15 protein-coding genes and 1 pseudogene are annotated in these 20,905 nt (G+C 72.5%); 3 read left to right on the top strand and 13 right to left on the bottom strand.

The features are described from left to right. Positions 1 to 91: 91 nt before the first annotated feature. The 3 genes and pseudogenes from ilvN to AF1_RS04745 form a co-directional block, all read right to left on the bottom strand. Entirely contained in the window at positions 92 to 616 is a 525-nt protein-coding gene (gene ilvN, locus AF1_RS04735; protein ID WP_067793759.1) for an acetolactate synthase small subunit, read from the bottom strand. A gap of 5 nt (positions 617 to 621) precedes the next feature. Beyond that, a pseudogene (locus tag AF1_RS04740) lies at positions 622 to 2,403 on the bottom strand (acetolactate synthase large subunit); the annotation flags it as partial. 219 nt (positions 2,404 to 2,622) lie between these two features. Next, positions 2,623 to 5,448 (bottom strand): putative bifunctional diguanylate cyclase/phosphodiesterase, encoded by a 2,826-nt coding sequence (locus AF1_RS04745; RefSeq protein ID WP_067793761.1) that lies wholly within the window; start codon positions 5,446 to 5,448, stop codon positions 2,623 to 2,625. 438 nt (positions 5,449 to 5,886) lie between these two features. Between AF1_RS04745 and AF1_RS04750 the strand changes: the two genes are divergently transcribed. Next, positions 5,887 to 6,975, top strand: a complete 1,089-nt coding sequence (locus tag AF1_RS04750; protein WP_067793762.1) for a PQQ-dependent sugar dehydrogenase — start codon at positions 5,887 to 5,889, stop codon at positions 6,973 to 6,975. Positions 6,976 to 7,029: 54 nt separating this feature from the next. Here AF1_RS04750 and gatB read toward each other — a convergent pair whose 3' ends face one another. Genes gatB through gatC form a run of 3 tightly spaced genes read right to left on the bottom strand, consistent with a single transcriptional unit; the run spans position 7,030 to position 10,324 of the window. After that, complete coding sequence (gene gatB / locus AF1_RS04755) at positions 7,030 to 8,514, bottom strand: Asp-tRNA(Asn)/Glu-tRNA(Gln) amidotransferase subunit GatB (protein ID WP_067793779.1); 1,485 nt, start codon at positions 8,512 to 8,514, stop codon at positions 7,030 to 7,032. A 14-nt stretch (positions 8,515 to 8,528) separates the two neighbouring features. After that, positions 8,529 to 10,025: an Asp-tRNA(Asn)/Glu-tRNA(Gln) amidotransferase subunit GatA gene (gene gatA / locus AF1_RS04760; RefSeq protein WP_174548816.1), complete on the bottom strand. Its 1,497-nt coding sequence runs from the start codon at positions 10,023 to 10,025 to the stop codon at positions 8,529 to 8,531. Further along, positions 10,025 to 10,324: an Asp-tRNA(Asn)/Glu-tRNA(Gln) amidotransferase subunit GatC gene (gene gatC, locus AF1_RS04765; RefSeq protein ID WP_067793764.1), complete on the bottom strand. Its 300-nt coding sequence runs from the start codon at positions 10,322 to 10,324 to the stop codon at positions 10,025 to 10,027. Before gatC ends, gatA begins: the two co-directional genes overlap by 1 nt. 163 nt (positions 10,325 to 10,487) lie before the next feature. Between gatC and AF1_RS04770 the strand changes: the two genes are divergently transcribed. After that, positions 10,488 to 10,736 carry a DUF6458 family protein gene (locus AF1_RS04770; RefSeq protein ID WP_067793765.1) on the top strand — a complete coding sequence of 83 codons (249 nt, stop codon included), beginning with the start codon at positions 10,488 to 10,490 and terminating at the stop codon, positions 10,734 to 10,736. A 3-nt stretch (positions 10,737 to 10,739) separates the two neighbouring features. On the opposite strand, the gene AF1_RS04775 is transcribed toward AF1_RS04770, so the two are convergent. From AF1_RS04775 to mnmA, 5 genes are all read right to left on the bottom strand, one after another. Next, the gene (locus AF1_RS04775) at positions 10,740 to 11,078 is read right to left on the bottom strand and encodes a hypothetical protein (protein WP_131732898.1); all 339 of its coding nucleotides are present in this window, start codon (positions 11,076 to 11,078) and stop codon (positions 10,740 to 10,742) included. 71 nt (positions 11,079 to 11,149) lie between these two features. Further along, positions 11,150 to 13,276, bottom strand: coding sequence for a putative bifunctional diguanylate cyclase/phosphodiesterase (locus AF1_RS04780; protein ID WP_067793767.1), 2,127 nt, complete (start codon positions 13,274 to 13,276; stop codon positions 11,150 to 11,152). Positions 13,277 to 13,532: 256 nt separating this feature from the next. Next, positions 13,533 to 15,701, bottom strand: coding sequence for an NAD-dependent DNA ligase LigA (gene ligA / locus AF1_RS04785; protein WP_067793768.1), 2,169 nt, complete (start codon positions 15,699 to 15,701; stop codon positions 13,533 to 13,535). A 40-nt stretch (positions 15,702 to 15,741) separates the two neighbouring features. After that, on the bottom strand, positions 15,742 to 16,797 hold the full coding sequence (locus tag AF1_RS04790; RefSeq protein ID WP_067793769.1) for a methionine synthase: 1,056 nt from the start codon (positions 16,795 to 16,797) through the stop codon (positions 15,742 to 15,744). Positions 16,798 to 16,911: 114 nt separating this feature from the next. After that, on the bottom strand, positions 16,912 to 17,988 hold the full coding sequence (gene mnmA, locus AF1_RS04795) for a tRNA 2-thiouridine(34) synthase MnmA (RefSeq protein ID WP_084262451.1): 1,077 nt from the start codon (positions 17,986 to 17,988) through the stop codon (positions 16,912 to 16,914). Between the two features lie 67 nt (positions 17,989 to 18,055). Here mnmA and AF1_RS04800 point away from each other — a divergent pair, with 67 nt between their 5' ends. Then, the gene (locus tag AF1_RS04800; RefSeq protein ID WP_067793771.1) at positions 18,056 to 19,153 is read left to right on the top strand and encodes a DUF695 domain-containing protein; all 1,098 of its coding nucleotides are present in this window, start codon (positions 18,056 to 18,058) and stop codon (positions 19,151 to 19,153) included. Here the strand turns inward: AF1_RS04800 and AF1_RS04805 are convergent. Both AF1_RS04805 and AF1_RS04810 read right to left on the bottom strand, forming a co-directional pair. Then, the gene (locus AF1_RS04805) at positions 19,150 to 19,992 is read right to left on the bottom strand and encodes a DUF1206 domain-containing protein (RefSeq protein ID WP_067793772.1); all 843 of its coding nucleotides are present in this window, start codon (positions 19,990 to 19,992) and stop codon (positions 19,150 to 19,152) included. The genes AF1_RS04800 and AF1_RS04805 overlap by 4 nt on opposite strands. Before the next feature lie 62 nt (positions 19,993 to 20,054). Beyond that, positions 20,055 to 20,905 (bottom strand): cysteine desulfurase family protein (locus AF1_RS04810; RefSeq protein WP_067793773.1); only part of this gene is annotated, 851 nt, incomplete at its 5' end.

Raw genomic sequence — 20,905 nt, forward strand, 5'->3', positions numbered from 1 at the left:
GTTGCCTTTCGTTGTTTTCGTTGGTTTGCCGGGGGTGTGGGGGTCGCCCCCCACACGGCTGCCGGAGGTGTGGGGGGCGTCCCCCACGGGGTTACGCGCTGCGCTCGATGGCCCGCAGCGAGCGGTCGGTGATGGACCGGGCGCCGCGGCCGATGGCCACCATGCCCGACTGGACCAGTTCCTTGATGCCGAACGGCTCCAGGACCCGGATGAACGCGTCCAGCTTGTCGCGGTTGCCGGTCGCCTCGATGGTGACGGCCTCGGGTGCGACGTCCACCACCTTGGCACGGAACAGGTTGACGGTCTCCAGCACCTGGGAGCGTGTCTCGGCGTCGGCGCGCACCTTGACGAGCACCAGTTCGCGCTGCACCGACGCCGAGGAGTCCAGCTCGACGATCTTCAGGACGTTGATCAGCTTGTTGAGCTGCTTGGTGACCTGTTCGAGGGGCAGGTCGGCGACGTTCACGACGATCGTCATCCGGGAGATGTCCGGGTGCTCGGTGACGCCGACCGCGAGCGACTCGATGTTGAAACCGCGCCGGGAGAACAGCGCCGCGACCCGGGCCAGGATGCCGGGCTTGTTCTCCACCAGCACCGAGAGGGTGTGCAGGCTCATCGGGGTCAGTCTCCGTTCTCCCACTCGGGCGCCATGTCCCGCGCGATCTTGATGTCGTCGTTGGTGGTTCCTGCCGCGACCATCGGCCAGACCATGGCGTCCTCGTGCACCACGAAGTCGATCACGACCGGCGCGTCGTTGATCTCCATGGCCTTGGCGATGACCTCATCGACGTCCTCGGCCCTCTCGCAGCGCAGGCCGACACAACCGTACGCCTCGGCCAGCTTGACGAAGTCCGGGATGCGCTTCACGGCGTGCTCGGCCTGGGGCTTGAGGCCGGTGTGGGAGTAGCGCTCGTTGTAGAAGAGCGTCTGCCACTGCCGGACCATGCCGAGGTTGCCGTTGTTGATCACGGCGACCTTGACCGGGATACCCTCGATCGCGCAGGTCGCGAGCTCCTGGTTGGTCATCTGGAAGCAGCCGTCGCCGTCGATCGCCCAGACCGTCGTATCGGGCGCGCCCACCTTGGCGCCCATCGCCGCCGGGACGGCGTAGCCCATCGTCCCCGCCCCGCCGGAGTTCAGGAACGCGCCGGGGCGCTCGTACTTGATGAACTGCGCGGCCCACATCTGGTGCTGGCCGACACCCGCGACGTAGTAGGCGTCCGGTCCGGCGATCCGCCCGATCCGCTCCATGACGTACTGCGGGGACAGCGAGCCGTCGTCCGGTGTGTCGTAGCCCAGCGGATATGTCTCGCGCCAGGCGTTGAGCTGCCGCCACCAGTCGGTGTAGTCGCCCTTGCGGCCCGCCTCGTGCTCGTTCTGCACGGCGACGATCAGGTCGGCGATGACCTCACGGGCGTCCCCGACGATCGGGACGTCGGCGTGCCGGTTCTTGGAGATCTCCGCCGGGTCGATGTCGGCGTGCACGACCTTGGCGTGCGGCGCGAACCCGTCCAGCTTGCCGGTGACCCGGTCGTCGAACCGGGCGCCGAGCGCGACCAGCAGGTCGGCACGCTGCAGCGCGCCGACCGCGCCGACCGCGCCGTGCATGCCGGGCATGCCCATGTGCAGCGGGTGGCTGTCGGGCAGCGCGCCCTTGGCCATCAGCGTGGTGACGACGGGCACGCCGGTCAGCTCGGCGAGCACCTTCAGCTCGGCGGACGCGCCGGCCTTCAGCACACCGCCGCCGACGTACAGCACCGGGCGCTCGGACTGGACGATCAGCCGTGCCGCCTCGCGGACCTGCTTGGAGTGCGGCCGGGTGACGGGCCGGTACCCGGGGAGCTGGAGCGTGACAGGCCAGTCGAAGCCAACGGTGGCCTGCAGGGCGTCCTTGGCGATGTCGACGAGGACCGGGCCGGGCCGGCCGGTGCTCGCGATGTGGAACGCCTCGGCGATCGTCCGGGCGATGTCGGCGGCGTCGGTGACCAGGAAGTTGTGCTTGGTGATCGGCATCGTGATGCCGGCGATGTCGGCCTCCTGGAAGCCGTCCGTCCCGATGAGGGAGGACGCGACCTGGCCGGTGATCGCGACGATGGGCACCGAGTCCATGTAGGCGTCGGAGATCGCCGTGACGAGGTTGGTCGCGCCCGGCCCGCTGGTGGCCATGCACACGCCCACCTTGCCGGTCACCATCGCGTAGCCCTGGGCGGCGTGCCCCGCGCCCTGCTCGTGCCGGACGAGGATGTGGCGCAGCTTCTTGGAGTCGAACAGCGGATCGTACGCCGGGAGGATCGCGCCACCCGGAATGCCGAACACGGTGTCGACGCCGACGTTCTCCAGGGCGCGGACCAGCGCCTGGGCTCCCGTCATCTGTTCGGTCGTCATGATTCTGCGGTTCCTTGGGGAATGTGAGTCTTGGCTCTCCGGGCAACAAAAAACCCCCGCCGCCGTGAAGCGGTCGAGGGGAGGCGCGCAGGACGAGAAGCTTGATCAGCCTGCGCGCCGACCAAGTACTACGAGGATGGTGGAAGTGCTCTGCACGAGCCCACTTTCGCCGATGTCCGGCCGCCGGTCAAATTCGTGGACACTTTGTCCCACCATCTGAGACAGATGTGTCGGAGGTCACCCCGGCAGGGGCAGGGCGACATCGCCGGGACGGTTCCGCCCGGCCAGGTTCGTCCGCACCAGCGACTCGACCCGCCCGGCCGCCATCGGACGCGCGACGAGGAAACCCTGGCCGCGCGGGCAGCCCATCTCCCGCAGCAGTTCCAGCTGCTCGGGCCGCTCGATGCCCTCCGCGACCACGGTCAGCCCGAGGTCGCTGCCGAGCCGCACGATCGTCCGGGTGAGCAGCGTCCGGGTCTCGTCCGAGCCGAGACCCGCCACGAACGACGGGTCGATCTTGATGACGTCGACCGGGAGCTGCCCGAGATAGGCGAGCGAGGCGTACCCGGTGCCGAAGTCGTCGATCGCGAGCCGGACGCCGAGGTCGCGCAGCTCCGACAGCCGTTCCACGTTCTGGCCGGCGTCCTCGACGAGGACCTCCTCGCGGACCTCCAGCGTGAGCGCGCTCGGCGGCAGCCCGGTCTCCTCCAGCGCCGCCGCGACCGACTCCACGAACCGGGGCGCGGCGATCTGCCGGGCGGTGAAGTTCACCGACAGGCCCACGTCCCACGAGTCGCCGCGCCACCGGGCGACCTCCCGGCACGCCTCCCGCAGCACCCAGCCGCCGAGCGGGATCATCAGGCCGGTCTCCTCGGCCGGGCCGATGAACTCCTCGGGCGACACCGCCTCGTTCCCGCGCCACCAGCGCAGCAGCGCCTCCACCCCGGTCACCCGGGACGTCGCGAGGTCCACCACCGGCTGGAACTCGACCGCGAACTGCTCCTCGGCGAGCGCCGCCTGCAGGTCGCTGCCCAGCTCCAGCCGCCGGACGACGTCGGCGTGCATGTGCGGCGCGTACACCTCGACGCGCCCGCCGCCCAGCTCCTTCGCGCGGGCCATCGCGAGGTCGCCGTTGCGCAGCAGGTCGGCGGCGCTGCGGCGGAGCCTGCGGCCCGCGTCCGTGTCGGTGCCGGCGGGCTCCTCCTCGTCCCCGGCGAACGCGATGCCGACACTGGCGGTCAGCACGATGTGCTTGTCACCGACCTGATACGGGTCGACCGAGAGCACGCGCAGCAGCCGTCCCGCGAGTTCGACCGTGGCGCGGGTCTCCCGGGCGTCCGGCGGCAACTGGACCAGGACGGCGAACTCGTCGCCGCCCCACCGCGCCACCGTGTCGTCGGACTGGACGTTCGCGCGCAGCCGCCGCGCCGCCTGCGCGAGCACCTGGTCACCGGCGGCGTGCCCCTCGGAGTCGTTCACCGCGGTGAAACCGTCCAGGTCGACGAACACGACCGCGACCGTGCCGCCGGACGGCTGCCGCGACAGCACCTCCCGCGTCCGCTCCTCGAAATAGGCGCGGTTCGGCAGGCCCGTCAGCCCGTCGTGGAACGTCAGGTGCGCGACCTGCCGCTGCAGCGCGGCCCGCTCGCTGAGGTCGCGGGTGGTGACCAGCAGCCGGGCCGGGGTCCCGTCCGAGCCGCTGTACCGGGAGATCGTCGACTCGGTCGGCAGCCACGTGCCGTCCGCGGCGCGTACCCGGCACGACACCCGCAGCGCGTCGTCCGGCCCGCCGGGGCCGGCCTCCTCGTCCAGGAACTCGGTGAACACGGCCTGGACGCGCGGCAGGTCCTCCGGGTGGATGATCTCGTTCAGCGGGCGTCCGAGCAGTTCGTCGGACGTGTAGCGGTACGTCCGGAGGGCGCCCGCGCTCGCGTACTGGACGGTCGCGTCGAGGTCGCAGATGAGCACCGCGTCGTTGATGCTCTCCGACAGCGCCCGGAAGTGCTCCTCACCGGTGTCCACGGCGCGGCGCAGCGCCTCGTTCTCGCGCAGCAGCCCGGCGAGGCGCGCGATCAGCACCAGCGCCGCCGAGCCCGCGGCGATCGACACCGCGGGCTCCAGGCCGTTCCGCCCGGTGAGGGAGTGGCCCGCGATGAACAGCGCCGCCGCGGCCGCGACGGCGGCGGGCGCGATGCCGGGGCCGATCATGCGGCCGCGCTCCTCGGCGGCGGGCTCGACGTCCGCGGGGATGTCGTCGACGGGCAGGTCCGGGCCCGCGGCCGGGCCCGTCCACGGCACCAGCAGCAGGAGCAGCAGCCCGGCGAGCCGCAGGATGTCGGACGGGTCGTCCACCGGACCGCCGCCCTCCAGCCGGACGAACGTGGTCACGATGTCGGCGACCGCGATCGCCGTCAGCGCGCCGTACCCCATCCAGGCGAGGCGGCGGTGCCCGTGCGCGGCGCCGAGGACGAACGGCAGCGCACCGCAGACGAACACGATGTCGATCACCGGGTACAGCAGTTCCAGCAGGAACTCCGGCGGCGACTCCCCTGACCGGTGGTAGAGGGTGCCGAACAGCGCGACCCAGCCGAGCACGAACAGCGCGCAGGCGCAGACATAGGTGTCCGCGGCGTAACGCAGCCACGTTCCCGCGTCGCGGGGCGGTCTTATCGGGACGATGAGGCCCGTGACGAGCGCTACCAGTGCGAACAGGTAGAAGAGGTCGGGCACCGAGAGCGACAGGGCGCTGCGGCCCGGGCCGTCCGACAGCGCGCTGCCGACGGCGCCCGCGAACCAGGACGCCGCGGCGATGCCGTACCAGCGCCACGACGCGCGCCAGAGCCCGCGCGGGACGCCCGGCTCCGCCGGGACACCGTCCGGCAGCCGGGACGACAGCAGCAGGGAGATCGCGGCGGCGCCCGCGGCGCCCGCCTCCGTCCACGCGATGAAGGCCCGGCCGCCCCAGCCCAGCAGCGAGCCGGTGGCGTACAGCAGGCCGACGACCGCGGCCATGGCGACCGGCAGCGTACGCGGCGGTACCCGCCTGGCGTAATCGCCGCTCATCACGCCGTGTCCCTTCCTGCCCCCTGGTGGAGCTGATCGGCCCCCGCGAAACGGTGACGCCGCACGCCGGGGGGAGCGGGTCCACGACCCTCGCCGCTCGTACAACGGCCGGAAGGTCATGAAACGTGCCCCGCGCATGGTCGGCGCGGGCCGGTGGCGGGCGCGCCGGCGTGCCTGGGGGAGCTGTGCCTGCCGGAGCCGCCTGCCGGAGATCAGCGACGTTGCTGCACTACGGGATCACCGTGTCGCTCACTGTACGTTCGGTAGGTCACGGAGCGATTGAGGCTGAGCGTCCTCCCGGCGACAAACGACCTCGTCGCCGCCCCGTTCGGGATGTCCAGGGGCCGTCCGTCACCGAATCGGCGATGTGCCCGGCATGACGTTCGGTGACGGGGAACGACCTGTCCGCCGGATCCGTACTCACTGCGGGAGGCGTCCATGCGACTGCGCACAATCGTCCTGATCTCGTCCGCGGTGCTCCTCGCGGGCTGCTCGTCCTCATCGTCCGGCGGGGGCGGCACCGCGCACACGCCGCCGCCGCTGCCGTCGAGCGCCCCGGCCGGCGCCCGGCCGGGCACCCCGCGCACGATCACAACGAGGCTGGAGGTCCCGTGGGGGGCGGCGTTCCTGCCGGGAGGCGACGCCCTGGTGACCGAACGCGACTCGGCCCGGCTCGTGCGGGTCACCCCGTCCGGGCGGAAGACGGTCGCCGGGACGGTGCCCGGCGTGAAGCCCGAGGGCGAGGGCGGGCTCCTGGGCGTGGCGGTGTCCCCGTCGTATCCGACCGACCGTTCGATCTACCTGTACTGCACGACCGCGTCCGACAACCGTGTCGTCCGCGCCACCTACGACGGACGGCTCGGCACGCCGGAGCCGATCGTCACCGGCATCCCGAAGGGCGCCGTCCACAACGGCGGGCGCCTCGCGTTCGGGCCCGACAGGATGCTCTACATCACCACGGGCGAGACCGGTGAGGGCGGCGTGGCCCAGGACAAGAACTCCCTCGGCGGCAAGATCCTCCGCGTCACCCCGGACGGGAGGCCGGCGCCCGGCAACCCGTTCGGCACCCGCGTCTGGACGTACGGGCACCGCAACGTCCAGGGCCTCGCCTGGGACGACGAGGGCCGCCTCTACGCCACCGAGTTCGGGCAGAACCGCTTCGACGAGATCAACCTGATCGAGAAGGGCCACAACTACGGCTGGCCCGAGGTCGAGGGCTTCGGGCACCGCAAGGGGTTCACCGATCCGCTGCTGACCTGGACGACCGACGAGGCGTCTCCGTCCGGCCTCGCCTACGCCGGCGGGTCCCTGTGGGCGGCCGCGCTGCGCGGGCGGCGCCTCTGGCAGGTCCCCCTCGACCACGGCAAGGCGGGCCGTCCCGTCCCGCACTTCGAGAACGGCTACGGCCGGCTGCGCGCCGTCGTCCGGGCGCCGGACGGCTCGCTCTGGGTCACCACCAGCAACCGCGACGGCCGCGGTGAGCCCGTGCCCGCCGACGACCGCATCCTCGGCGTCCCGCTCGGCTGACCGCCGTCCCGCGGCGCGGCCACGGGCCGGCGGTCACGGGACGGCGGCACGCGGTCAGGACGCGCCGAGCTTCTCCAGGATCAGCTCGCGGGCGCGGCCTGCGTCGGCCTGCCCGCGGGTGGCCTTCATCACGGCGCCGACGAGGGCGCCGGCGGCGGCGACCTTCCCGGCCCGGATCTTGTCGGCCACGTCCGCGTTGCCGGCGATCACCTGGTCGATCACGGACGCCAGCTCGCCCTCGTCGCTCACGACCTTCAGGCCGCGCGCGGCGACGACCTCGTCCGGCGTGCCCTCCCCCGCGAGGACGCCCTCGAACACCTTGCGGGCCAGCTTGTCGTTCAGCTCCCCGGCGGTGATCATCGCCTGCACGCGGGCGACCTGCGCGGGCGTGATCGGCAGGTCCGCCAGCTCGACGCCCTGCTCGGTCGCGCGCCGCGACAGCTCGTTCATCCACCACTTGCGGGCCGCCGCGGCGTCCGCGCCCTGCGCGACCGTCGCCTCGATGAGGTCGACGGCACCGGCGTTGACGACGTCCCGCAGTTCCAGATCGGACAGGTTCCATTCCCGCTGGATGCGGCGGCGGCGCGCGGCCGGAAGCTCGGGCAGCGACGCGCGCAGTTCCTCGACCCACTCCCTCGACGGCGCCATCGGCACCAGGTCGGGCTCGGGGAAGTACCGGTAGTCCTGCGCCTCCTCCTTGCTGCGCCCGCTGGTGGTGCGGCCGGTGTCCTCGTGGAAGTGGCGGGTCTCCTGGATCACGCGCCCGCCGGAGTCCAGCACGCCCGCCTGCCGCTCGATCTCCGACCGGACGGCCCGCTCCACCGACCGCAACGAGTTGACGTTCTTCGTCTCCGTCCGGGTGCCCCACTCCTGCGCGCCGCGCGGCATGAGCGACACGTTCACGTCGCAGCGCATCGAGCCCTGCTCCATGCGGACGTCCGACACACCGAGCGAACGGACGAGTTCCCGCAGCTCCGTGGCGTAGGCCCGGGCCACGAGCGGCGCCCTGTCACCGGTCGCCGCGATCGGCTTGGTGACGATCTCCACCAGCGGAATGCCGGCCCGGTTGTAGTCGACGAGCGAGTACTCGGCGCCGTGGATGCGTCCGGTCGCGCCGCCGACGTGCAGCGACTTGCCGGTGTCCTCCTCCATGTGGACGCGCTCGATCTCGATGCGGTACGTCTCGCCGTCGACCTCGACGTCCAGGTGACCGTCCACGCAGAGCGGCTCGTCGTACTGCGAGATCTGGAAGTTCTTCGGCATGTCCGGATAGAAGTAATTCTTCCGGGCGAACCTGCACCACTCCACGATCTCGCAGTTCAGCGCGAGGCCGATCTTGATGATGCCCTCGATCGCCGCGTGGTTGGTCACCGGCAGCGCCCCCGGCAGCCCCAGGCAGACCGGGCACACCTGCGTGTTCGGCTCCGCCCCGAACGTCGTCGGGCAGCCGCAGAACATCTTGGACGCGGTGTCCAGCTCGATGTGCGTCTCGACCCCGAGGACCGGCTCGAACTTCGCCAGCGCCTCGTCGTAGTTCATCAGCGTCGGGGTGGTCACTTCGCCTCCACCAGTTCCGGGGCCTTGGCCAGCAGGGGGCCGCCCCAGCGGTCTTCGAGGGCCCGCTCGACGGCGGCGCCGACGCGGTAGACGCGGTCGTCGCCGAGGACCGGAGCCATGATCTGCAGGCCGACCGGCAGGCCGTCCGACAGTCCGCACGGCACCGAGATCGCGGCGTTGCCGGTGAGGTTCGCCGGGATCGTGCACAGGTCGGCCAGATACATCGCGATCGGGTCGTCGGCACGCTCGCCGACCGGGAACGCGGTGGTCGGCGTGGTCGGCGAGACCAGCACGTCCACCTGCTCGAACGCGGCCTCGAAGTCGCGCTTGATCAGTGTCCGCACCTGCTGCGCCTTGCCGTAGTAGGCGTCGTAGTAGCCGGACGACAGCGCGTAGGTGCCGAGCATGATGCGCCGCTTGACCTCGGGCCCGAAGCCCTCGGCGCGGGTGAGCGCCATGACCTCCTCGGCACTGCGGGCGCCGTCGTCGCCGACGCGCAGGCCGTACCGCATCGCGTCGAAGCGGGCCAGGTTGGACGAGCACTCCGACGGCGCGATCAGGTAGTAGGCCGGCAGCGCGTAGGTGAAGTGCGGGCAGGACACCTCGACGACCTTCGCGCCGAGGGCCTCCAGCAGCTCGACCGCCTCGGCGAACCGGGCGGACACGCCGGGCTCGTAGCCGTCGCCGGCGAACTCCTTCACCACGCCGATCCGCAGCCCGTCAACGTCGGCGTGCCGCGCGGCCTCCACGACCGGCGGGACGGCCTCGTCCACGGACGTGGAGTCCATCGGGTCGTGGCCGCTGAACGCCGCGTGCAGCAGCGCCGCGTCCAGCACGTTGCGGGCGAACGGGCCCGGCGTGTCGAGCGACGAGGCGAACGCGATGATGCCGTAGCGGGACGAGCCGCCGTAGGTCGGCTTCATCCCGACGATGCCGGTGACGGCGGCGGGCTGCCGGATGGAGCCGCCCGTGTCGGTGCCCGTCGACAGCGGCGCCTCATAGGCGGCGACGGCCGCCGACGACCCGCCGGACGAGCCGCCCGGGATGCGCTCCAGGTCCCACGGGTTGCGCGAGGTGCCGTAGGCGCTGTTCTCCGTGGACGAGCCCATCGCGAACTCGTCCATGTTCGTCTTGCCGAGGATCACCAGCCCGGCCTGCCGCAGCCGCGCCGTCACGGTCGCGTCGTACGGCGGCCGCCAGCCCTCAAGAATCCTGGACCCGGCGGTCGTGGGCATGTCCACGGTGGTGAACACGTCCTTGTGCGCGATGGGGACCCCGGCCAGCGGGCCGAGCTCCTCCCCCGCCGCGCGCCGCTCGTCCACCTTCCGCGCCTGCGCCAGCGTCGTCTCGCGGTCGACGTGCAGGAACGCGTTCACCTGCCCGTCCACGGCCGCGATGCGGTCCAGATGCGCCTCGGCCACCTCGACGGCCGACACCTCGCCGGCGGCCAGCAGCTCGCCGAGCTCCGCGGCGCCCTTCCTGAACAGCTCCATCAAGCCTCCTCATCCAGGATCCGGGGGACGCGGAAGCGCTGCTCCTCGGCGGCCGGCGCGGCGGCGAGGGCCTGCTCGGGCGTGAGGCACTGCCGCACCTCGTCCGCCCGGTAGACATTGGTCAGCGGCAGCGCGTGCGAGGTGGGCGGGATGTCCTGCGCGGCGACCTCCTGCACCCGCGCGACGGCGGAGATGATCTGGTCGAGCTGGGCGGCGAGATGGTCGAGCTCATCGTCGCCGAGCGCCAGCCGGGACAGCCGGGCGAGGTGCGACACCTCGTCACGGGTGATGGCGGACATGATCGAAACCGTTCCTGCGATGAAGTGGGTTCACCGGCCATCCTATGGGCCGGGCCCTCGCCGCCCGACCGGTTTACGCAGGCATGATCTCCGCACGCCGTTTCATCTCCGCATACGGGGAACGCTTGTCTCGTCCACCCCGGGACGACGAGAGGAGACCGCCGTGACCATCGGCGGCAGCATCGCGCTGATCATCATCGGCGCGATCCTGGCCTACGCGGTCAACTACGAGTTCAGCGGCATCGACATCCGGCTGGTCGGCGTGATCTTGATGATCGGCGGCCTGATCGGCCTCGTCATCGGCATCGTCCGTATCGTGTCCGCGCGCCGTTCGGTCGAGCGCCGTCCGGCGCCCGTGGTCCGCGAGGAGTACTACGAGGACGGCTACGAGGCCCGCCGGCGCGGGTACTGATCCTCACTGCGGCGGGGGCGGCTGCTGCGGCGCGTACTGCTGCGGCACCGCCCCCGGCTGCGGCATGGCACCCGGTTGCGGATACGGCTGCGCATACGGCGGGACGGCGCCCTGCTGCTGATGGGGGAAGGTCACCGGCGTGGGCGGGGTCGGCTTCATTCCGGCCAGGGCGGCGGCCCCCATCACGGCGCACGAGAGCATGCCGAAGCCGCCCAGCAGCACCCCGGCCAGATCCTCGGCCTTGAAGTCCTCCTCCGTCGCGGACGACAGCATCCCGAAGAACATGAACCCCATGCCCAGCAGGGCCAGGGCGAGGATCACTCCACGCGCGGCATTGTTCATGGCCCGTGATCGTAGCGTCCCGCCCGACACCCCGTGAGAGCGTCTGTCAAATCCCCCGGCCCCCGGGCGGGTCAGGCGCCGCCGGGGGCCTGGGCGGCGGGCCGGGCGAACGAGCGGGCGTGCCGGCGGAGCCAGTCGGTGGCGGTCTCGGCGTCCATGGGGCGGCCGAAGTGCCAGCCCTGCGCGGCGTCGCAGCCCATGTCGCGGAGGGCTTCGGCGGTGGCGGGATCTTCGACGCCCTCGGCCACCGAGCGAAGACCCAGGGTGCGGACGAGGTCGACGATGGAGCGGACGATGACGGCGTCGTCCGGGGAGTCGGCGAGGCGCTGGACGAAGGAGGAATCGATCTTGATCTCCTCGACCGGGAGGCGCTTGAGCCGGACGAGGGAGGAGTAGCCGGTGCCGAAGTCGTCCAGGCTGAGCGGGATGCCGAGGTCGGCGAGGGCGGCGACGGTGTCGGAGGCGTAGGCGGGCTCGTTCATCAGGATGCGCTCGGTGATCTCCAGCTGGAGCGCGGCGGCGGGCAGGCCGCGGGCGAGCAGGCCCTCCTCGATGGTCTCGGTGAGGCCGGTGTCGAGCAGGTCGCGGCCGGAGGCGTTGACGGCGACCTGGACGGCGAGGTCCTCGCGCCACCAGGCGGCGGTCTGCGCGAGCGCGGCCGTGACGACATGGTGGGTGATCGAGCGCATCAGGTACGTCTGCTCGGCGATCGGCAGGAACGCCTCGGGTTCGAGAACGCCCTGGTCGGGGTGGCGCCAGCGCAGCAGGGCCTCCATGCCGACGAGGTGGCCGTCCCGCAGTGAGATCTTCGGCTGGTAGAACAGCTCCAGCTCGGAGCGGTCGATGGCGCGGCGCAGGTCGCCGAGCATGCCGAGCCGGGCCGGGGAGTTGCGGTCCTTGTCGGAGGAGTAGATCTCGACGCCGCTGCGGGCCTCCTTGGCGTTGTACATGGCGACGTCGGCGCGCTGCAGGAGCAGTTCGAAGTCGGGCGCGTGGTCGGGGAACAGCGCGATGCCGACACTGCCCTCCAGGTCGAACGACATGCCGTCCAGCCGGACGGGTTCGCTGAGCGCGGCGCGCAGCCGGGCGGCGACCTCGCGGGCGGCGGCCTCGTCCCGGACGGACGGCAGCAGCACCGCGAACTCGTCGCCGCCGAGCCGCGCCACGAGGTCGCCGGGGCGGACGCTGTGGGTGAGCCGGTGCGCGACGAGCTGCAGCAGCCGGTCGCCGGTGGGGTGCCCGAGGGTGTCGTTGACCTCCTTGAAGCGGTCGAGGTCGAGCAGGAACAGCCCGGCGCGGTGGTTCGGCGGGGCGGCCGGCCTGCGGCGGCGGGACCCGAGCCCGGCGGTGCGGGGACGGCGCCGGTCGGCGCCGCGCGCCTCGGCCAGCGCCTCCTCGGTGCGGACGATCAGCAGCTTGCGGTTGGGCAGCCCGGTCAGCCCGTCGTGCAGGGCCTGGTGCTCGCGCCGCACCGACACCGAGGCGTTCATGTAGACGGCGATGAACGGCAGGAGGATGAGGGGCACGAAGAGGGCGGAGCGATCCATCGCCACCACCATCAGCGGGGCGAGACCGAGCAGCGCCAGGTGCACGAGGACCTGGTAGCCGAGGTCCAGGCGGAGCGCCTTGGCGAGGGAGACCCGCGAGTGCAGGGCGACGGCGGCGCCGACGAGGGTGTCGTTGCAGGCGAAGTAGACGGCGCCGGCGAGCGCGATCGCGGGCAGGTCGGAGCCGTGCGGCACCCACAGGTCGGACGGGGTGGCGAGGTTGCCGAACAGGGCGAGGACGAGCTGGGCGGCGGCGAGGCTGAGGGTGTACTGGGCGGCGTTGAAGGCGATCCGGTGCGGGGCCCGGCCGCTGAAGATCCCGCAGGTGATGACGGCGATGGCCTGGAGGGCCGCGGCGATCGGCAGCCCGGCGTACAGCAGCGCGGCGAACGAGAACGTGGTGGAGGTCGTGGCACCGTTGTTCTCTGTGGAGCCGGGCGTGATGATCGGGCGCAGCTCGCCGAAGATGATGAAGCAGCCGAGGATCCAGAACACCGGCGTGCTGACGAGGGCGTCCACGTCGGCGCCGCTCAGCCCGGAGAACGCGGCCCCGCCGGCGGCGACGCCGAGCAGGATGACCACGACGAAGTAGATCCACAACGGGGAGCCACGGCGCGGTGCCGTGTTCCGGGTGTTGTTCGGGTCCCTCATCACATCCTCGGGGGGTTCGGGGGGCCGTCCCCCGGCACCGGGCGTTCCCCGACCTCGGGGGACGCCCCCCGGGCGTTACGTCCGGAGATTCAGGTGTAGGTCGCGATGAGTGGGAGGGTACGGCCTCTGCTCAACTTCGCGAAACCGATTGCGCACGTTCCGTTATGCCGTATCACACTCACCACTCACCCTAGGGTAGTTGAAGTGTACCCCTGAGTAACGCGATACTGGTGAAACCGCCCAGGAACACGCGGTGTCATGCGTCGACGCGCAAAGTCACGTCTTTGGCCGCATCCGGCCCCTCGGCGAGCAGCACCCGGAAGCCGTCCTCCGCCAGGAGCGGTACGCCCAGCTTGACGGCTTTGTCATATTTCGACCCGGGATTGTCGCCCGCGACCACGAAGCCGGTCTTCTTCGACACCGAACCGGACACCTTGCCCCCGAGCCGCTGCACCGCCTCGGTCGCCGAGTCCCGGCTGTAGCCCTCCAGCGAGCCGGTGATCACCACGGTGACGCCCTCCAGCGGGCGCGGGCCCGCCGCGCCCTCGTCCTCCATCCGGACGCCGGCGGCCCGCCACTTCTCGACGATCTCCCGGTGCCAGCCGACCGCGAACCACCTCTTGATCGACGCCGCGATCGTCGGGCCGACGCCGTCGACCGCCGCGAGCTCCTCCTCCGTCGCGTTCGCGATCGCGTCCATCGAGCGCATCTCGCGGGCGAGGTCGCGCGCGGCCGACGGCCCCACATGCCGGATCGACAGCGCCACCAGCACCCGCCACAGGGGCTGCCGCTTGGCCTTCTCCAGCTCCTGGAAGAGGATCTCGACGGTCTTCTTGGGCTCGCCCTCCTTGTTCGCGAAGAACGACACCACCTTGGGCTCGCCGGTCTTCGGATCGGTCTTGGACGTCCCCGTCTTCGGGTCGAGCACCAGGCTCCTGATGGGCAGAAGCTGCTCGACGGTCAGGTGGAACAGGTCTCCCTCGTTCTTCACCGGCGGATCGGCCGGCTCCAGCGGCTGCGTGAGCGCGGTCGCCCCGACGTAGCCGAGCGCCTCGATGTCGAGCGCGTTGCGGCTCGCCACGAAGTACACCCGCTCGCGGAGCTGACCGGGGCAGTACCGGGCGTTCGGGCAGCGGATGTCGGCGTCGCCCTCCTTCTCGTACGCCAGCTCCGTCCCGCACTCGGGGCAGTGCGAGGGCATCTCGAACTCGCGCTCCGAGCCGTCCCGCAGCCCGGTCACCGGCGCGACGATCTCGGGGATCACGTCGCCGGCCTTGCGCAGCACGACGGTGTCGCCGATCAGCACGCCCTTGCGCTTGACCTCGCCCGCGTTGTGCAGCGTGGCGCGGTCGACGGTCGATCCGGCGACCTTCACCGGCTCCATCACGCCGTACGGGGTGATGCGCCCGGTCCGTCCCACACCGACCTTGATGTCGAGGAGCCTGGTGTTGACCTCTTCCGGCGGGTACTTCCACGCGATCGCCCAGCGCGGCGCCCGGCTCGTCGACCCGAGCCGCCGCTGCAGCGCGAACTGGTCGACCTTGACGACGACGCCGTCGATCTCGTACGCGGGGCCGTGCCGGTTCTCGCCGTACCCGGTGATGTACTCGCGGACGGCGTCGAGCCCGCCGACGACCTTGTACCGGTCGCTGACCGGCAGTCCCCAGCCGCGCATCAGCTCGTACGCCCCGGACTGGCTCTGCGGCTGCGTCCCGCCCCGCCAGGCGCCGAACCCGTGGACGAGCATGCCGAGCGGTCGCTGCGCGGTGACCCGCGGGTCCTTCTGCCGCAGCGACCCCGCCGCCGCGTTGCGCGGGTTGGCGAACGGTTCCCTGCCCGCCTCGACCTGCGCCGCGTTGACCTGCTCGAACCCCGTGACCGGGAGGAAGACCTCGCCGCGGACCTCCAGCACGTCCGGCCAGCCCGCGCCGGACAGGCGGTCGGGGATGTCGGCGATGGTGCGGATGTTGTTGGTGACGTCCTCGCCGGTGCGCCCGTCGCCGCGGGTCACCCCGCGGGTCAGCCGCCCGTTCTCGTAGGTGAGCGCGATCGCCAGCCCGTCGATCTTCGGCTCGCACAGGTAGCCGGCGACCTCGCCGACCTCCTTGACGACCCGCTCGTCCCACGCGAGCAGCTCGTCGGCGTTCATCGCGTTGTCGAGGCTCTGCATCCGCTCCAGGTGCCGGACGGTCGCGAAGTCGGTGATGATCGGCGCGCCGACCTTCTGCGTCGGCGAGTCCGGCGTGACCAGCTCCGGATACCGCTCCTCCAGCGCGCGGATCTCCCGCATCCGCCGGTCGTACTCCGCGTCCGAGAGCGTCGGCCGGTCGAGGACGTAGTACCGGTAGTTGGCCTCTTCGAGCTCCTCGCTCAGCCGAAGATGCCGCTGCCGCGCCTCTGCGGGAACCCCGTCGCTCATGGTCATGCCCCTATTGTCGCCGTCGGGTCCGACATTTCGCGGCGGCTCATTCGGCCGCTTCGTAAAGCATCCGGGCCGTGTCACGGCAGCGTTCGAGCACGTCGCGGACGTAGCGGGGCGACGCGCCCGCCATCCCGCAGGCGGGGGTGATCACGACCTGCCGGGCGAGCCGAGCGGGCGGGAAGCCGAGCCGCCGCCACAGCCCCCGCACCGGCTCGCCCGTCGCCCGCAGGGACGGCAGGACGGTGCCGGTGGCGGGCACCGCGCCGAGGAACAGGCCGGTCCCCGCGTCGATCGTCTCCCCCACCGCGTCGTCGTCGCGCTCCGGCACCAGCCGCAGGTCGACCGAGATCGCCTTCGCGCCGGCGCGGCGCAGCAGACCGTACGGGACGTTCCGGGCACAGCAGTGGACGAGCGGGTACGCGGCGTCGTCCGCGCAGACCGTCTCGATCACCGTGCGGAGCGTGTCCTCGGCGACGGGCTCCTCGATCGCGCGCAGCCGGTCGAACCCGCTGGCGGTCGGGACCGTCCCGGCGAGCGCGGCGGGCAGGCCCGGCTCGTCCAGCTGCAGCAGGATCCGCGCGGCGGGCAGCCGGCGGCGGACGTCCGCGACATGCCCGGCGACGCCCTCGGCGAGCGAGGCGGCCAGGTCGCGGACGGCGCCCGGGTCCTTCAGCGCCCGGTCGCCGCCGCGCAGCTCGATCGTGGCCGCCAGGGTCCACGGGCCGCACACCTGGATCTTGAACGGCCCGTCGTGGCCGCCCGCGACCTCCTCCAGGACGTCCAGGTCGCGGGCGAGGTGGTCGCGGGCGCGCTGCGTGTCGCGTCCCGGGCGGTCGGCGAACCGCCACCCGGACGGCTCCACCCGCACCGGCATGTCGATCAGCAGCCCGGCCGTCCGCCCGGTCAGGTCGGCGCCGGGACCGCGCGCGGGCAGCTCCGGCAGGTGCGGCAGCTCGGGCAGCTCACCGAGGACGATCCGCAGCGCCTCGGCCGGGTCGTTCCCCGGATACGATCCGACGCCGGTCGCCGTCCCCGCCCGCCAGGGACAACCCGGCTCTGTCGGGGGCCTGGAGCCCGGCCCCGGGAGGTCACTCGTCACACCGGAAACCCTAGCGGCGCGAAGATCGGACCGGCTCCGCGAGCCGGTCCGAGGCGCGGAGCGTGTCGCCTGCGGGCCCGGTCCGAAGGCCCCACGGCGCTCGGGCGTGCCGGGTCAGGCGTGGACGCGGGCCGTGGCGACGATCGTGGCCGACGCGAGGACGCGGTCGCCGGCGTACAGGACGGCGGCCTGGCCGGGGGCGACCCCGCGCGCCGGGGCGGCGAGGGCGATGCGCAGCTCGGCACCGATCTGCTCGGCCGTGCAGTCGTAGACCTCGCCGTGCGCGCGGAGCTGGACCTGGCAGCCGAACGGGCCGTCCGGGCGGTCGCTCAGCCACACCGGGCGCTCACCGCGGATCTCGCGGACCTCCAGTTCGTCGCGCGGCCCCACCGTCACCGTGTTCGTCACCGGGGAGATGTCCAGGACGTAGCGGGGGCGCCCGTCCGGCGCGGGGGTGCCGAGCCGCAGGCCCTTGCGCTGCCCGATCGTGTAGGCGTAGGCGCCGTCGTGCTCGCCGACCTCGGTGCCGTCGGTGTCGACGATCGGGCCGGGTGCCGTGCCGAGCCGCTCGGCGAGGAAGGCGCGCGTGTCGCCGTCCGCGATGAAGCAGATGTCGTGGCTGTCCGGCTTGTCGGCCACCTGGAGGCCGCGCCGCTCCGCCTCCCGCCGGATGTCGGCCTTGGTGGTGTCGCCGAGCGGGAACATCGCGTGCGCGAGCTGCCCGGGCGTGCAGACGGCCAGCACGTACGACTGGTCCTTGCCCGTGTCGACGCCGCGGCGCAGGACGCCGCCGTCCAGCCGCGCGTAGTGGCCGGTGCAGACCGCGTCGAAGCCGAGCGCCATCGCGCGGTCCAGCAGCGCCGCGAACTTGATCTTCTCGTTGCAGCGCAGGCACGGGTTCGGGGTGCGGCCCGCGGCGTACTCGCTGACGAAGTCCTCCACCACGTCTTTGTGGAACCGTTCGGCGAGATCCCACACGTAGAACGGGATGCCGATCACGTCGGCGGCGCGGCGCGCGTCCCGGGAGTCCTCCAGGGTGCAGCAGCCGCGGGCGCCCGTGCGGTAGGACTGCGGGTTGCTGGACAGGGCCATGTGGACGCCGGTGACGTCGTGCCCGGCCTCGGCGGCGCGGGCGGCGGCCACGGCGGAGTCGACGCCGCCCGACATGGCGGCGAGTACACGCAGAGTCATAGTCCTTCGAGCGTACGCGGCGTGGCCCGGTCCCCCGCCTGCATTTCCGCGTACGATTGGGGCCGCTATGGGAATCTTCCGCCGCCCGCGCGAGGCGTCCGCCGTCGTGCCGCCCGCCATCAGCGAGTTCTGGGAGTGGTGGGCGCAGGCCCGCCCGACGATCGAGGCGTCTCTCGCCGCCGTGCCCGAGCCCGACGCGGCCGGGGCCGACGCGGCCGGGGCCGCCGTGCCCGGCGAGGGACTGTCGGCGGAGACGATCGAGGAGCTGTCGCGCCGCGTCCACCGGATCCACTCCGGGCTGCAGTGGGAGATCGGCGGCGCCGACGACCGGACGCCGTCGCTGACCGTGACCGGCGGCGGCGACCCCGAGCTGCGCGGCCTGACCGAGCGCTGGCTGCGGGCCGCGCCGGCGGGCGCCGCGGCCGGCGGCTGGAGCTTCCACCCGGCACGGCAGGCCGACCCCGAGATGCTGTCCCAGGACCTCATCCTCGGCGACCACGAGTTCGACCTTGAGTACGTCCGGTTCGGCATGCGCGCCGACTCGGCCCGTGCCCGCGTGCACATCACCGCCTACCACCCCGACTTCCTGTTCGTCGCCGCGGAGCAGCAGCTCCAGGTGGCGCTGAACGTCCTGCACTGGGCGCTCGGCGAGGACGACGTGGCGCGCTGGATCGGCGAGGTCACGATCGCGACGGAGGCGCCGATCGACGCGCTGCCGCCGTCGATGCTGCCCGTGGTCGTCGAGCAGGTCGCCGAGCCGTTCGCCGAGCCCGCCTGGCTGACCGGCGAGGGCCGCACCCCGCGCGGGCACCCCGCCCGGCTCGGCGCCCGGTTCCCGCTGCACCGCCAGGACTACCCGCTCTGCGACCTGCACGTGGCGATCACCGTCCCGTACGCCAACAGCAACCCCGACCGGCTGCCGGTCGAGCCGTCGGCGGGCGCGCTGCGCGCCTTCGAGAAGAAGCTCACCAGGCTCGGCGCCCGCGCCGTCCTCGCCGTCCGCGAGACCGGCGACGGCATCCGTGTCTTCCACCTGTACGCCGACCCCGAATCGGGGGTCGTCTCCGAACTCGACCAGCTCGCCGCGGGCTGGCCGGAGGGCAAGGCCAAGGTCGCCTCGACCAGCGATCCCGGCTGGAAGGCCCTGGCCCCCTACCAGCCCTAGCGGGTGGCGTCGACTTTGCGGTAGCGGGCTTCGCAGAAGGAGTAGAGGCCGAACGTCAGCACGCCGAGGGCGACGGCCGCGAGGCCCCAGGCGCCGGCGGGGGTGCCGGCGAACTCGCGCAGGGTGCCGTCCAGACCGCGGGCCTTGTCCGGCTCGAAGCTGATGGCCGCGTAGCCGAGGAAGCCGCCGACGGCGAGGCCGACCAGGCCGCGGGCGCCGTTGCCGATGATGCCGAACGGCTGGACGAGGCGGCGCGCCGCCTCGCTCATCTCGGCGGTCTTCAACTCCTTCATGAAGCCGCGGCGGGCGGCGCCGGCCATCACGACGACGCCCCAGATCACAAAGCCCGCGGCGATCGCGAGGACGAGCCAGCGGCCGCCCGGCTCGGCCATCAGCCGCGCGGTGAGGGTCTTGGACTGCTGGTCGCTCGACTTGCCCTGGTAGCCGAGCAGGAACGCCAGCGTCGCCCCGCAGCCGAACGTGTACACGACGCCGCGCGCCGCCGAGGACAGGCGCTTGGTCGGCTTGTCGCCGTCCGGTACCGGTCGTCCGTACAGGGCCTCGGCGCACTGCCAGAGGGCGAGCGCGGCGAAACCGGCCGCCATCAGCCCGAGGACGACCGGGCCGCCGGGCTTGTCCGCGACGGACTGCAGCGCGCCCTTCCGGTCGGCCTCCCGGCCGCCGTCGCCGAAGGCGACCTGCAGGGCGAGCCATCCGATGAGCAGGTAGAGGAGGCCGCGCGCGGCCAGTCCCACGCGGGACATGCGGTGGAACCAGGGATGCCCGGCGGCCTTGCGGCCCGCCTGCCGTACTGCGCCGCCTTCGACGTCGGTGGTCATCGTGCCGCCTTCCTTGAACGGCAACGCTGTCCCCGTTCAGGAAACGGTCAAACCCGGGGCGGTCAGCTGAGACCGGCGCGGCGGGCGCGTTCGACGACCGGGCCGATGGCGTCGGCGAGGGCCTTCACGTCGGCCTCCGTGGAGGTGTGGCCGAGGGTGAAGCGCAGCGAGCCGCGGGCGCGTTCGGGGCTCGCGTTCATCGCGAGCAGGACGTGGCTGGGCTGCGACACGCCCGCCGAGCACGCGGACCCGGTGGAGCACGCGATGCCGCGCGCGTCCAGCAGCATGAGCAGGGCGTCGCCCTCGCAGCCGGGAAAGGAGAAGTGCGCGTTGCCGGGGAGCCGGTCCAGCGGGTCGCCGTTGAGGATCGCGCCGGGCACGGCGGCGCACACCGCCCCGATCAGCTGGTCGCGCAGGTCGGCGAGGCGGCGCGTCTCGGCCTCGCGGCGGGCGACGGCGGTCTGGACGGCGGCGGCGAATCCGGCGATGGCGGGGGCGTCGAGCGTCCCGGACCGGACGTCGCGCTCCTGCCCGCCGCCGTGCAGCAGCGGCACCGGGTCGAGGAACACCGGCTCCTTGGGCTTGGCGAGCAGCAGCGCGCCCACGCCGATCGGGCCGCCGAGCTTGTGGCCGGTAATGGTCAGGGCCTGCGCGCCGCTCGCGGCGAACCCGACGGGCAACTGGCCGGCGGCCTGGACGGCGTCGGTGTGCAGCGGGACGCCGTGCTCGCGGGCGACGGCGGCGAGTTCCGCGACGGGCTGGACGGTCCCGACCTCGTTGTTGGCCCACATCACCGTGGTGAGCGCCACATCGTCGCCGGCCCCCAGCGCCTCGCGCAGGACCTCCGGGTGGACGCGGCCCACCTCGTCCACCGGCAGCCAGTCGACGCGGGCGCCCTCATGGTCGGCGAGCC

This window comes from Actinomadura formosensis NBRC 14204 (assembly GCF_001552155.1).
Classification (GTDB): domain Bacteria; phylum Actinomycetota; class Actinomycetes; order Streptosporangiales; family Streptosporangiaceae; genus Spirillospora; species Spirillospora formosensis.

Excerpts from the sequence above, each read along its gene's own strand:
- AF1_RS04750 (WP_067793762.1), top strand. The coding sequence starts at position 5,887 with ATGCGACTGCGCACAATCGTCCTGATCTCGTCCGCGGTGCTCCTCGCG.
- gatA (WP_174548816.1), bottom strand. The coding sequence starts at position 10,025 with ATGGAGCTGTTCAGGAAGGGCGCCGCGGAGCTCGGCGAGCTGCTGGCC.
- AF1_RS04775 (WP_131732898.1), bottom strand. The coding sequence starts at position 11,078 with ATGAACAATGCCGCGCGTGGAGTGATCCTCGCCCTGGCCCTGCTGGGC.
- AF1_RS04805 (WP_067793772.1), bottom strand. The coding sequence starts at position 19,992 with ATGACCACCGACGTCGAAGGCGGCGCAGTACGGCAGGCGGGCCGCAAG.
- ligA (WP_067793768.1), bottom strand. The coding sequence starts at position 15,701 with ATGACCATGAGCGACGGGGTTCCCGCAGAGGCGCGGCAGCGGCATCTT.
- gatC (WP_067793764.1), bottom strand. The coding sequence starts at position 10,324 with ATGTCCGCCATCACCCGTGACGAGGTGTCGCACCTCGCCCGGCTGTCC.
- mnmA (WP_084262451.1), bottom strand. The coding sequence starts at position 17,988 with ATGACTCTGCGTGTACTCGCCGCCATGTCGGGCGGCGTCGACTCCGCC.
- gatB (WP_067793779.1), bottom strand. The coding sequence starts at position 8,514 with ATGAACTACGACGAGGCGCTGGCGAAGTTCGAGCCGGTCCTCGGGGTC.
- AF1_RS04780 (WP_067793767.1), bottom strand. The coding sequence starts at position 13,276 with ATGAGGGACCCGAACAACACCCGGAACACGGCACCGCGCCGTGGCTCC.
- AF1_RS04800 (WP_067793771.1), top strand. The coding sequence starts at position 18,056 with ATGGGAATCTTCCGCCGCCCGCGCGAGGCGTCCGCCGTCGTGCCGCCC.
- AF1_RS04745 (WP_067793761.1), bottom strand. The coding sequence starts at position 5,448 with ATGAGCGGCGATTACGCCAGGCGGGTACCGCCGCGTACGCTGCCGGTC.
- ilvN (WP_067793759.1), bottom strand. The coding sequence starts at position 616 with ATGAGCCTGCACACCCTCTCGGTGCTGGTGGAGAACAAGCCCGGCATC.